Genomic DNA, 11,687 nt, shown 5'->3' with positions numbered 1-11,687 from the left:
CCAGCGCCGCTTTCAGCTCTTTTTTCGTATAGATATTTAGTTTCCCCTCATAGTCTTTCGTAGAATGGTACAGATCCGAAAGTGCACGCTTCAGATGACGTCCTGTGTGAACACCACTCCACAGAGCATAAAGGACAAAACGCTGCGAGTGTAGGCTCATCTTCTGGAAACTCTCTGACTCTAGAAATGGAAAGTGTTTTACATATCCTTCTGTATAGTTTTCATGATTCACGCGACGTAACAAATACAGGCGATTGTTATGTAATGCTAGGCTCCCTTCACGTAGCCCTTTCCGAACAAACTTATAAATGCTCTGTAACGAGCAAGAAAGCTTGTCGGCCATTTCTCTCATAGAGAGAGCCACAAACCCATCCCGACAACTATAACGGGACAGCAAAAAGTTAAATTGCATACGTAGCGCACTGTATTCTTTTGTATATTCCGGATTGCAAAAATCACGATGAATCACTGCAATGCCTCCATTCTCTTAGAACGCAAAAAACCTGTACCGATAAAGGTGACAGGTTTTCTAATGCGTCAAAGAGAATTGACCGTTGATATTTATCCTGTATAAAAACTAACGTGAATATTATTACGATAGCTTGAAATATGCCCATATAAATGATACACTACAGACATATATCTAATACAGTAATAAAAAGTCAACGGATTGCATTAAATGCCTGATCACCGGTTGGGTCGGTGGTTCAGAATTATCGGGAGGTAGGAGCCCCGATGATAATCCTGTTGGCTTTTTTACATTCCGTTCGTATTTGGTTGAGTAAATGATAGCAAAAAAACTAAAGATTGTCTATTTGATTCTCTTCTAAGCAAGAACTATTCTTTGATAATATGTAATAGGCTGTCTTTTATGGACAGCCTATTCAAGATTTACTCTTTAAAAGGATTAAACTTCTTCGCTGATTTTGTCTCTACTTGTTTTTCTTCAGTCGTAGCGAATGGATTTGCTGGTGCAGCAGCTCGCCCTGTTCTTACTCGTGTACTAGTACGTTCTTGACGGCTACTTAAATCCCCATCTATAGCGAATCCAGACTGACGGGCTTCTCTCTCTTTTTGCTTTGCCAGTAGTTCCTCTGACTCCTGTTTTAAGTTCTTAGCTCTTTCTGGCAATCCTCGTAAGCTACAAATTGTGTATACTAATGCATGTTTACTATCCCATGTGGAACGGCCATAATACACCGGTACTCCTTCTAGCTCTTCCTGCAGTTGGCGATTAATTTTTTCTAGCGTGTCCTTGTTCAATAACTTTTCTGTGTTTTTCGGCATAACAATATTAATACCGAATGCAATTGCATCGTTTTTATAGTCGAATCCATTGGCCAACACATTTCTTTCTCGATATGTAGCCACGATCTCATTGATTAGGTCGTTTTCGCTTTTCAGGTCTCCGCTTTGCAGGTTGATTTTCTTCTTAGCAAACGTGAGCACACCACCTGTGAACAGTAGTTTGTTCTTAAAGTCTTCCGCATCTAATGTTTTATCACTTTCTAATGTGGTAACAACGTTCCATTCATGTAGGATGGAAGCCACTTTGTAGTTTGAGTAACGATCCCAAGAGAGATTAGCAACCTCTGTACTCCCCTGCTCTACAGCCTCGATATGTTCTTCAATAATTTTTTTGTTATCCAGGATTACGATGTTTTCCAGAACACGATATGAGTTACCTTCTCCATCTTCTCGATATTCTTCTAATTTAGGCACTAATTCTTTTAATGCCTCGAAAGCATTTACATTTTCATCAACATGCGAATTTGGTAGGCTCACAATAGCCATAACGGGTTTACCTAAGTAATCAGCGCAGACATCAATGACCATATTGATAGAGCCAGTACCAGTACCGCCACCCAGTGATGCTACAACAACAATAGCTTCCGTGTTGTGCATCACACGATTGAGCGTTTCGAATACGATTTCTCCATTGGCTGCCATAGCCTTTTTACCTTTTGCAGGGTCCATACCAGCCCCCTTTTCAAACTCTTCGCCTTTTAGTTGTAGACGATTCGCTCTATCAACATTTTGAAGGTTTTGAATATCCCCCATATTCGTGTTGATACATAATACTGGATATTGGGCGTTTCCATTTGCGTTCCGAATACCTGCAAATGCATCAACAATTTTCCCTCCACCTTGCCCTAGTCCAACAAAACCAAGCTTTGTACCAATGGTTGCTCCTTTTTGTTTAACAAAATTCTCTAATTGCCATACATTATCAATGGTTAACATTATTCATTTCCCCCCTTTGGCATAATTCGGCAAGCCCTTAATAACTCAGAGTTTTTTTCAAGGAAATCCCCCATATAATCAACAGCCTTTACCCCATTGTCTGTTAGAAAATACTTCTCTGATGTACCTTCTCGATATGAACTAATAAATGTGGTGCCAACCATTTTAGCAATAGCTTCATCGATGGCAAAACGATATTTTTGTGAACTTAGTTTTACGTTACAAGCCGTTTGATACTCACGTAAGATATCAATTTTTGAAATTCCATCTTTTGAACGAGCTATTAAGTATAGAACATCCAAAAGCATGGCATCCTTAATGACTTTCTCGCAAATATAAGCAACGATGTTTTCATCAAATGTAGTTATTTTTTCTTCAAACAAAGGCTTGCCCCCTTACGTTATATAAAGTTTAATTATGTTATAGTTACTTAATGTTTGTTTATGTTTTATTATGTAACATAATATAACTATACATGAATAATAAGGAATTGGCAATATTTATATTTGGTTAATTTTTATCTATGTTTGTACCATTGATACAAACTTTAGTAAAAATAAAAACTAACACGTTTAATGAGGGGTGAGTTAAATTAATATAAATAAAAACCTTGAAACAGGAGGTGAGTAATAACTTGAGTGAAAGTGAAAATCAACATGATAAAAAGCAGGGTGCACCTTTGCTAACGGTGAAGGAAGTTGCCAGTTTAGTGGATGAGTCTGTTCATGTAGTTAGGAATTGGCTAAAAGAGTTCAAAACATATATTCCTTTGGAAAAAAGTGATGCAGGATATAACCTTTTTAATGAACAAGCTATTAATGTGATTCAAACCATTAAAGAACTACATAGGAAAAATGGTTATTCTATTAAACAAATAGAGCATTATCTAATGACGGGTGGAAAAGAGTTTGTACCAAGGCCGTCACCAGCTGCTGAAGAATTACTAGCCAATGAATTAAAGGAAATACGCAGTAATATGAAAGAAATTCATAACATGCTAGAACAACAAGAAAAATTTAATAGAGCACTTGTTGAAAAGCTGGATAAACAGCAACAATATATTGATGAGAGTATTAAGAGTCGTGATGAAATACTAATGAAAACTATACGTGAACTACAAGAAACAAAACGAATTGAGGCTGCAAAGGAGGAAGAAAACCCCAACAAGAAGTGGTGGAAATTCTGGAATTGATAAAGGAAGGGCAAATCATGCGCCTTCCTTTTTTTCTTTTCGTTCTCTGTTTTTTGCTGTTCGTGCAGCCTCATCTTTTGCTAGTTTCCATTCGTGGTCCCGAAGTTGATAGAAAGTTCGTTTGTGGTGGATGGTGTCTCGAACGTCCTTCCAATATCGACCGTACCGTTCTGCACATTGTTGCCATACATGGGATCGGTCCTTTACAAATGGGGGAGGGGGAACCATATCAGCAATAAACGCAGGACATGTTTTCCCGCTAGGCAGACGTACTGAATTGATAGCTCTCCATTTTTCGGGTAGGGAATCGTACAATTCTTTTGCATCCTCATAGGGAGCGAATGCGTGAGCGAACCGAGAAAGCTCACTAAGGCGTTTGGTTTTAAAACTGGTGATTTGTGCGCCGCCATCTAGGAGTGCGTCAGCTGCTGCGCCCATCTGATCAATTGAGTGGCCGGTGAAGAGGTTCTTTACCCGATATTTTCTGAACTCCACTGATGTCCCGGCCAACTTACCTTCAATGGCTCGGATGACCTTATGGGGTTCATCGATCCATTTCAGTACAGGTTTCCTGTTTGCCTGGTCCGTATCGATGCGGGAAAAGGCATTGAAATTGATTTTATCTTCAAAGAACGACAGAATGGTTGCCTGGTTCTCTTGCCAGGCATCATGACTGGCCAAAATGCACACAACGTGCCCATAACCACCTTCTGGATTATCCATAATGTACCTAAGATTGAGCATAGGTTTTCCGGTTGTGTCCCGTTTTGGCTCTTGGTAAAAGAGATTGGCCATGAACTGTGTGGAAGAAAGGATACGCAAGCGAGAAAGAATAGGATCGATGATGCTACTGTCTTTTCCTTCAGCTGCTTTGCTTTGTAGTTGTCGTAAGTCTCGAAGTACATCCGGCATGTTACGAACCTCTTTCCGGGTAAGTAGTTCTTCACGGTATCCAGGGGAGGTGAGGGCAAGCTCAAGGTCCAAGAAAGACCAGTTATGCTGTGTCGTAATCGCACGCATGCAAGAGATGACATATTGCTTCATCCGGTCCGTGAATTCCCCGGTTTTACTCAAGCTATTGATAAATCCGATAAAACGGGAAGTGATTTTTTCGGATATTTCAAGTGCTGCTAATTCCTCATCCTCATTTGCCCCAGTAAAGGAACGTCCATATACACAATCCCAACCGAGAGCGAGTGGCCAGGCTTTATTATCAAGGTTTAGAAGGTGTAATTTTTCCTCCGGATAGTCCACTGGCAAGCTATTAACAAAGTTACGCAGTACCTGGCCGTCAGCCGTATCAATAAGGATCGAGGAAAAGCCAGCCATGACCATATCATAGGCCCAATTGACGCCGAATCCTTCAGATTTCCCGCTTCCCTGCATACCCTGGGCGAATGTTGCTGTACAAAGGGCGTCATACACGGACTTTTGAGAAACGCCCTCATAGGCGTCCAGGGGAATACGTGCCAGCTTCTTGGTGCCTCGTTCTGTGACCCAGCCAAGGCGTACACCGGGGACGTTCTGTGTCAATTCTGTTGGTATGGATACCTCTCGGCTATTAATCGTTGTAATAATATTTGCTTGCTCTTGAAGCGATCGTTGGGGCAGCTTAACAAAATGGGCGATTTCAGGTGATGTTAAAATGCTTGGTTCCCCAAAGAGTAGGGGAGATCGCAGCTTACGTTTGGCCATGTCCTCGATCCAGCGCCGTAACCGGTACCGAGGAACTTTCCTCTCGACCAGCTCGTTATCTTGCTTCAGCTGCTTGAGAGCCAGGAGAATACCGCGTGCGATCCGTTGCCGGCGTCGGTAATCATCCGAGACAACTAGGATACGCAGGACAAATTCATAGCCGAAGTAGCTTGGTTTCATTTCCGTTGCCTGGCTGTAGTATCGGTCTCGCCATTCATAAGGTGGCCGTCGTTCGAAATCCCTTCGAGCGCGTTCTGTTTCTTTGGTCCATACACTTTCGGCTGCCTGAAATCCAAACTGAATAATACATCGATCACCATCCTGCATGGCTCGTGCAATTTCTAGTATCTCTCCAAGGGGAATTTCCTGTAGTCGCCGGTCTGTTCGGAGTGAGAGAAAAGAAGGGTATTTGAGTTTCATGTCATATGCTACCAGGTTTCCGTCTGCTGCAGTGGGAAAATGAACGTTCTTTTCTTGAAGGGTAACATGCTTCCAAATCATTTGAGCATGTTGCTGAACTGTATCAAAATACTCCGTATTTGTAGTGATAAATGTTTCGTATGAGGTAGCTGTGAGCACGGTTTCGTGAAAGATACGATCCGGATCGCGCAGCTGCCATCCACGAAATCGGGAAAAAAGTTGCTGGAAGCTCCCTGCTATTACATCTGCAAATTGGTCCACTCGCTCATTTTTAACATTGGTATGGGGAATAATTTGAAAGGTTCTATAGGGTAACGTAGGGGGAGTAGGTGCAAGAGCTGTTTCAGATGCTATTGTAACGGCCATAATCGGCTCAATTTCAGACGAAAAGACATTTGGGTAGGCTAACCTTTGTTTTTGCTCAAGAGGCTTCTGTGGGCTAATCTGGACGCGTAATGTATATTTTCCATCTGGAAGACTTTTGCCGACAATCATTATTTTCGCACCCCCGCTGCAGGAGTTGCCGAAAGACCACTAATAGCTTCAGCAATCGCGTCGTTCATGATTGTGCCAAGGAAAAAAATGAGTAGGACCATGGCTGGTACGAGTGCCGTTCCGATGATGATTATGCCTGATGTGAAGATAGTCATTTTTCCAAAGTGACGCTTAAATCCGAGAATGATAAGTCCGGCCAATATCCCGATTGTGCCTGTAACCATAGCAAACCCCTGTACGGTGCCGAAAAAGGGGGAGAAAGCGTTCCATACTTTGAGAACGGAATCCATGCCAGCTGCTGATGCGTGGCCACCGGTTAGAAGAACGCCAGAAAATGACCAGAGAGTTAACGCCAATCGCTTCAGTTTGGTATTTATCTGAAAAGAAACTGCTGGTGCATCCTCAGTATAGATGGGTGTGGTCGAATTCATGGCTAAAGTAATCCCGTTTATTCGTACAATCATCATGAATCCTCCTTTACTTTACGGTAATTTTCAATCCGCCTTGAGTCGTCGTACTCACTGTACGTTGCCGATTCAGCTCGTTTCGCATTAGTCGTTTAATATAGCCAGAAAAATTACCTTGTGCATTCGCGTGTTCCAATAGTTGACGATCTGTAGGATTTTCAATGTTGAAGCTAACGGGCTTATTTTTCATCGTCGCCACTGTCTCTCCTCCTGACATATCATGTGATGTTGTGTACTGGTATAAGAATATCCAGGAATGCTTGTACACTATGTCAATTTTTTGTGCAAGGGTTTAAAAAATTGACGTTATGGACACTATGAATGTAAAGGAGGGTTGGCCATTATGACTGGATGGTTTGGAATAGGAAAAAAGCGTTCAAAGTTTGGTAAGTACCTGGATCGGTGTGGTATTGCTCAAAAAAAGGTGGAAGAGGGTACAGGGCTAAGTCGGGGAACCATCAGTCGGCTTTGTAGCGACAATCAAAATGCGCCGACGATGAAGAACGCAACAAAAATCATTAAATTTCTTCGGAAGTATGACAAAAACGTTGATTATACTGACTTTTGGGAGATGTGATACCATGACATATCATGTCTTTTTAAATAAAATAAGGCCCTTCCCCCAGTTTTGGAAGAAGGGCAGACTGTTCCCAATGGAGCTGTTGCGCTCACGCTTGCTGACGCTTTGCACTACACGCTACAGCATATGAAGATACATCGGATTTTAGAACTACTTTCAAGAAAAAATGATAAAATCATGCAAAAATAAAAAAGAAGTCTTGACTAGACTTCTTCTGGCGTTAAAAGATGTCTCTACATGCTGTAAGTACATCTTGTAAATCATCATTGTGAAGTTTTCCTATGTAGCCTTTGGGTTTTACTATACCATCACGATTAACTGGATCAAGTCGTAAGTCTGACTTTAAGATTGTTGTTGGTTTAGCAGTTCTTACCCAAGAAGGACAGTTTAATCCAGCCTCTTTCCAGTAATTAATCGGTACATCAAATTCATTTCTAGCACCTTGTTTTGTAACAAAATTTATGATGAGTCCGATTTTATCATTGGCTTTGTCGTTTCCGACAACTACAATAGGGCGTGGTGTATATTTTCCCTCTGTATGATTCCATACTGGAGCAACCCATACATGCCCTTGTTTGAGAAGATCCTTAGGCTCAAAACCAGGTTCAAATGTAGTCTTCGTACTCCCGCTCATATTCGTTATTTTCCCCTTCGAACAAGAAATCAAATGCTGGGCCAACTAATACTCCTGGTGTTTTTGTCTCTTCGTTTTCGAGCCCTTGTTTATCTGCGACTTTCTTATGATTTTTAATCATAGAAAATCACTCCTTTCTTCTTAGGGATATTATATCAGTTAACGGGGAGTTTGTATATCTACATGTTCCCCTTGATATATGTTTATTACCCCTTAATTTTAAAATTATTATACGTTTACATAAAATATAGGAACTTGATAAAAAACACGAGGTTGGCGCATTGTAAAGTAGCTGAAACGTATTTATATCTTGTGATTTAACTCGATAGGCTCTTTACTGAACCAAGATTTCATGACATATCATGTCTTTTTTCAAATGAAATAAGGCCAAATAAGGCCCTTCCTCCGGTTTTGGAAGAAGGGCAGATTGTTCCCAATGGAGCTGTTGCGCTCACGCTTGCTGACGCTTCGCGCTACACGCTACAGCATATGCAGCTGTATTAAATTTTAGAACTAATCTTTGCTAAGGAGAGCTACTGTCAATACCAAGAGGCTTAAGAAAACCCCCGCATATATCCCCCAGTAATAAAACACTCCAACGAATATAGCTGCACCAACCACACGATTTAATTTTTTCATACATACCTCTCCTTTGTTTAAGATGTCCTTTCAACTATGGATGGGTTGTAAGAATGAAATCGCATGATAACCTAATGTAACTGCTTGTTGATATAACGAAGTGGCCACAATCATCTATTTTATTCTTATGCAGCAATCGATGGGAGACTACGATAAAAAATCCTCTGGTGAAAATGCTTCAGAGGATTTTTTATTGGTTTGTGATGCGTTCTGGTAACAGGGTTCCTGTTCGAATCCGTCACATGATCTCCAAGTAAAAGCAAAATAGGAGGAGTTTTCATAATAAACCTTTTCGGGGGGATGGGCAAAAACATCCTAGAGTAGAGGGAATGAATCCTTGTTCGGTTTTAGAACAAAATAAAGGGAGCGATTTCGCCCCCTTCTGTCATCGATCCATTTTTTTTTAGACTTTGTATACCCAATTCCAAATCACTTTTTGCCATTACTTTTTCGATGGTTCCCTCTTTTAGTTTGTTTGCCAAATCTAAAATATCGGTTAAAACTTGCTTCCATTGCTCTACTTGTTTTTGTAGTCGTTTAATTTCGCTTTGTTGTTCCGCTGTTAAACGCGTTTCCTCTTGCCACTTTTCGAGTTGCTTTTGATATATTGGTACAAATTCAAGCTGATCAGTATACACACGAATTATCCGTCGTACTATGTAGCCATCTAATACATGTGGTTTACTTTGAGCCTCTAATAAGTTTTTATGTTGATCGATAGCCTCCGCAAGTTGACCGTCGATCATATCAGTAATCAAGGGTAGGTTATAGATCGGCTGCCAATTAGGTTCTTGTTTCATAGATATATCCCTCCCGTCCACTTATTCGACAGAAGGAGGTCATTTCCTTTGATCCTTGTTAATCAATGTCCACTTTCTATTAGGTGGAAAGTAAATAATTTCTTAGCTGAACCCTAATACAAGAACATGTCAGATGGCATAATCCGCTTATATACAAGAAATATTTTTTATTATTTTTCTGCGTAGTATTAATATACTTCTGGATTTTGATCTAAACACCCTATTTCGATATCGTTCTCCACTCGATCTACTGCAGCAGAGTAGGGGAGGCATCCGTTCTATACCCACAGCATCTGCAATGGCCTCTATCTTCCTCCCATGTAAGAATGTAATGAGTATCATCACCACACGCTGGGCAAGTTGGAGCCTCCCGTTCTTTAATGACTTCGTATTCTACTTTTAATTCACGTACCGTACAAGGGCCACTTAGTCGGGGGGATTGTACCAGGTATTCTTTTTTTCTCATCTCATACTACACCTCACTTAACGTCAGGTGAGCGCAGGCAATGCCGCCGGTTGGCCGTAATACCATCCTTGACCTAGGCCAATCCCACAACTTCGTACAATATCACGCTGCTGCCTCGTCTCGATCCCTTCCGCGATAATTGTAATGCCAACTTCTTCTGCAAGCTTCCTGATGCCATTCAGCAGCTGGTAGCCTTTGTTGTTATGAATATTTCTAAGCATTATTTTGTCTAGTTTAAGATAATCAGGCTCCAGGAATTCGATGAGCGATAGATTCGTGAAGCCGTGGCCAAAATCATCAAGTGCCAGTTTCATCCCCAATTCTCGAAATTCATGAACCTGCGCCCTTACTTTCCCAATATTAAAAAAATTTTGTTCCGTAATCTCTAATACAATTTGTTCCGGAGTGATATGTGAATACCGGTGAACATCAATAGATATCCCTTGTTCTAACGCCAAGGGGTGGCAGTTTATAAATAGCTTCTCTGGACGTTGATATGATTGGAGTGCTAAGTATCTCGCATACTGGTCTAATCGAGAAAGAACCCCTTTCTTTTCTGCTTGCTTGAAAAGCTGTACCGGTGCCACGGAGGAACGCAGCAGTGCTTCAAATCCAATAACCTCGTTTGTATGCAAATGAACAATCGGCTGAAATACAGTATGCAATTGCAAACGTCTGTCCTCCATCCCTGTTAGTTTATAGAAAGGGGGACAGAAAGACATCTGTCCCTTAAATATTAAAGTTTGAAGAAAGAGTATTTTCCTTTAGCTGCAGGAGAGTAGGTTGTCACCGGTGCCTTTGTCTGTGGATCAGTACTTGTTGTCGCCTGGCGAATTTCTACCACCACCGTATGAACACCATTCCCGCTAATTCCGCCTATTGTGAAATAACCGTTGTTGTCGTGCGAATCTAAGCTCGTCCATGTACTCCAGCCGCTTCCATCGATGTTATACCGATATTCATTGGCTGCACTGTATTCAAGCGATACTTTAAACGTACTATCTTTCGTGGCCGTGGCTTTGTTGTATCCGGACACTTTTGTAAGTGTTGGTGTAACAAAATTTTGTAGGTTTGAGATGCTGGTGTTAATGTTGGCCAACTTATTTGTTAGGTCTGAATTTAAGTTCGAAATGTCATTTCTGAGATTATTTTCCACTGTACTTAGACGACTATCGAAGGCATTTTTCAAGTTATTCTCAACTGTGTCAATTTTTCGGTCGAGATTGAGGGTTGCTTGCCACGAATTCCAGGCATAATCCTTCGCTAAAGAAGCATTTTGTGAAGCATCTTTCAGCTGTTTGGCTTGCTCAGGCGTCAGAGTTGCTGTGATTGGTTTATCGATTGTGATCCCTATTTTGTCATCAACATCGTTCGAAGAACCCGCCTCACTCCTTAATGTACCAGTCAGTTGAAGTGTATATGTTCCATTTGGAAACGGAGTAAGATCGAGACTGAAAGTTTTACTATCATGTCCAGTATCCCTATCAGTTCCATAAGCTTCTAGACGAAACTCTTGAGTAGACCATAATTTATTACCTGAAGTGTCTAACAAATTAATCCTTCCATATTGTAAGGAATGAGTTCCGGCGTACCCGTTTCTGGCGTTTACGTTTATATCTACTTGGAGCGAAACATTCGTATCTGTTGTCTTCTTGTAGCTTAGGTTAACAGACGACCATGTTGCGCCAGTATCTAACGAGCCAGCACTTACTTTCCCAGGGGGGGAAATGAAAATCGAGACAAGCATTAATAAACTACAAAATAGAAGATACACAGGGTTTTTTAACAATTTTTGTCCCTCCTTAAAATAAACAAAATGGCGATATTACGTTGTACTAAGTCATTATTTACCAAACTACGTATTTCAGCTCATTTCCATCCCCTCTTTCCCCTTGATATTTACAGGAAAATAAAAAATACCCTGTATAAAACATCTAAAATAGTGAAAAATTTACTACGTTTTGGCTGAAAATGATGCTTGTGGCTGCCAAATCGGCTATTTTAGACGTTTTTCCAAGGTATTTTGCTTATTTTTATCTGCACTGAAGCATTTTG

At 40.9% G+C, this 11,687-nt stretch carries 15 protein-coding genes; 2 read left to right on the top strand and 13 right to left on the bottom strand.

The genetic code is table 11. The features are described from left to right. From HMPREF0083_RS28850 to HMPREF0083_RS22000, 3 genes are all read right to left on the bottom strand, one after another. Positions 1-469: hypothetical protein (locus tag HMPREF0083_RS28850; RefSeq protein WP_040304451.1), on the bottom strand; the 469-nt coding region annotated here is incomplete at its 3' end. A 422-nt stretch (positions 470-891) separates the two neighbouring features. After that, the gene (locus tag HMPREF0083_RS22005) at positions 892-2,244 is read right to left on the bottom strand and encodes an FtsZ/tubulin family protein (RefSeq protein ID WP_021624050.1); all 1,353 of its coding nucleotides are present in this window, start codon (positions 2,242-2,244) and stop codon (positions 892-894) included. After that, positions 2,244-2,627, bottom strand: a complete 384-nt coding sequence (locus HMPREF0083_RS22000; protein ID WP_021624049.1) for a hypothetical protein — start codon at positions 2,625-2,627, stop codon at positions 2,244-2,246. Before HMPREF0083_RS22000 ends, HMPREF0083_RS22005 begins: the two co-directional genes overlap by 1 nt. Before the next feature lie 251 nt (positions 2,628-2,878). Here HMPREF0083_RS22000 and HMPREF0083_RS21995 point away from each other — a divergent pair, with 251 nt between their 5' ends. Next, complete coding sequence (locus HMPREF0083_RS21995; protein WP_051354757.1) at positions 2,879-3,436, top strand: MerR family transcriptional regulator; 558 nt, start codon at positions 2,879-2,881, stop codon at positions 3,434-3,436. Positions 3,437-3,451: 15 nt separating this feature from the next. On the opposite strand, the gene HMPREF0083_RS21990 is transcribed toward HMPREF0083_RS21995, so the two are convergent. The 3 genes from HMPREF0083_RS21990 to HMPREF0083_RS21980 are packed head-to-tail and all read right to left on the bottom strand — an operon-like array spanning position 3,452 to position 6,712. Next, entirely contained in the window at positions 3,452-6,046 is a 2,595-nt protein-coding gene (locus tag HMPREF0083_RS21990; protein ID WP_021624047.1) for a hypothetical protein, read from the bottom strand. Beyond that, a complete protein-coding gene (locus HMPREF0083_RS21985) occupies positions 6,046-6,513 on the bottom strand; it encodes a hypothetical protein (protein WP_021624046.1) in 468 nt (155 codons plus the stop codon). The genes HMPREF0083_RS21990 and HMPREF0083_RS21985 overlap by 1 nt, the downstream gene beginning before the upstream one ends. A 10-nt stretch (positions 6,514-6,523) precedes the next feature. Beyond that, the gene (locus tag HMPREF0083_RS21980) at positions 6,524-6,712 is read right to left on the bottom strand and encodes a hypothetical protein (protein WP_040304447.1); all 189 of its coding nucleotides are present in this window, start codon (positions 6,710-6,712) and stop codon (positions 6,524-6,526) included. A 144-nt stretch (positions 6,713-6,856) separates the two neighbouring features. Between HMPREF0083_RS21980 and HMPREF0083_RS21975 the strand changes: the two genes are divergently transcribed. Then, positions 6,857-7,090: a helix-turn-helix domain-containing protein gene (locus HMPREF0083_RS21975; RefSeq protein WP_021624044.1), complete on the top strand. Its 234-nt coding sequence runs from the start codon at positions 6,857-6,859 to the stop codon at positions 7,088-7,090. Positions 7,091-7,313: 223 nt separating this feature from the next. Here the strand turns inward: HMPREF0083_RS21975 and HMPREF0083_RS21970 are convergent, their stop codons facing one another. The 7 genes from HMPREF0083_RS21970 to HMPREF0083_RS26630 form a co-directional block, all read right to left on the bottom strand. After that, positions 7,314-7,727: a type II toxin-antitoxin system PemK/MazF family toxin gene (locus HMPREF0083_RS21970; protein WP_021624042.1), complete on the bottom strand. Its 414-nt coding sequence runs from the start codon at positions 7,725-7,727 to the stop codon at positions 7,314-7,316. Further along, positions 7,699-7,848 (bottom strand): hypothetical protein, encoded by a 150-nt coding sequence (locus HMPREF0083_RS28390; protein WP_021624041.1) that lies wholly within the window; start codon positions 7,846-7,848, stop codon positions 7,699-7,701. Before HMPREF0083_RS28390 ends, HMPREF0083_RS21970 begins: the two co-directional genes overlap by 29 nt. 392 nt (positions 7,849-8,240) lie before the next feature. Next, positions 8,241-8,366: a hypothetical protein gene (locus HMPREF0083_RS29850; RefSeq protein ID WP_021624040.1), complete on the bottom strand. Its 126-nt coding sequence runs from the start codon at positions 8,364-8,366 to the stop codon at positions 8,241-8,243. Positions 8,367-8,713: 347 nt separating this feature from the next. After that, positions 8,714-9,166: a hypothetical protein gene (locus HMPREF0083_RS21965; protein ID WP_021624039.1), complete on the bottom strand. Its 453-nt coding sequence runs from the start codon at positions 9,164-9,166 to the stop codon at positions 8,714-8,716. Positions 9,167-9,413: 247 nt separating this feature from the next. After that, the gene (locus HMPREF0083_RS28385) at positions 9,414-9,632 is read right to left on the bottom strand and encodes a hypothetical protein (protein ID WP_021624038.1); all 219 of its coding nucleotides are present in this window, start codon (positions 9,630-9,632) and stop codon (positions 9,414-9,416) included. Between the two features lie 23 nt (positions 9,633-9,655). Continuing rightward, on the bottom strand, positions 9,656-10,303 hold the full coding sequence (locus tag HMPREF0083_RS21960; protein ID WP_040304445.1) for an EAL domain-containing protein: 648 nt from the start codon (positions 10,301-10,303) through the stop codon (positions 9,656-9,658). Positions 10,304-10,368: 65 nt separating this feature from the next. Further along, the gene (locus HMPREF0083_RS26630; RefSeq protein ID WP_051354756.1) at positions 10,369-11,421 is read right to left on the bottom strand and encodes a hypothetical protein; all 1,053 of its coding nucleotides are present in this window, start codon (positions 11,419-11,421) and stop codon (positions 10,369-10,371) included. Between the last annotated feature and the right edge of the window lie 266 nt (positions 11,422-11,687).

The sequence above is a fragment of the Aneurinibacillus aneurinilyticus ATCC 12856 genome (assembly GCF_000466385.1).
Classification (GTDB): Bacteria; Bacillota; Bacilli; order Aneurinibacillales; family Aneurinibacillaceae; genus Aneurinibacillus; species Aneurinibacillus aneurinilyticus.
Note: the sequence above shows the minus strand (reverse complement) of the source record. Positions and strands in the feature narration are given on the sequence as shown.

Bases quoted from the DNA above. Each gene is read 5' to 3' on its own strand.
- HMPREF0083_RS21975 (WP_021624044.1), top strand. From the start codon at position 6,857: ATGACTGGATGGTTTGGAATAGGAAAAAAGCGTTCAAAGTTTGGTAAG.
- HMPREF0083_RS21985 (WP_021624046.1), bottom strand. From the start codon at position 6,513: ATGATGATTGTACGAATAAACGGGATTACTTTAGCCATGAATTCGACC.
- HMPREF0083_RS28390 (WP_021624041.1), bottom strand. From the start codon at position 7,848: ATGATTAAAAATCATAAGAAAGTCGCAGATAAACAAGGGCTCGAAAAC.
- HMPREF0083_RS21990 (WP_021624047.1), bottom strand. From the start codon at position 6,046: ATGATTGTCGGCAAAAGTCTTCCAGATGGAAAATATACATTACGCGTC.
- HMPREF0083_RS21970 (WP_021624042.1), bottom strand. From the start codon at position 7,727: ATGAGCGGGAGTACGAAGACTACATTTGAACCTGGTTTTGAGCCTAAG.
- HMPREF0083_RS21965 (WP_021624039.1), bottom strand. From the start codon at position 9,166: ATGAAACAAGAACCTAATTGGCAGCCGATCTATAACCTACCCTTGATT.
- HMPREF0083_RS28385 (WP_021624038.1), bottom strand. From the start codon at position 9,632: ATGAGAAAAAAAGAATACCTGGTACAATCCCCCCGACTAAGTGGCCCT.
- HMPREF0083_RS29850 (WP_021624040.1), bottom strand. From the start codon at position 8,366: ATGAAAAAATTAAATCGTGTGGTTGGTGCAGCTATATTCGTTGGAGTG.
- HMPREF0083_RS22005 (WP_021624050.1), bottom strand. From the start codon at position 2,244: ATGTTAACCATTGATAATGTATGGCAATTAGAGAATTTTGTTAAACAA.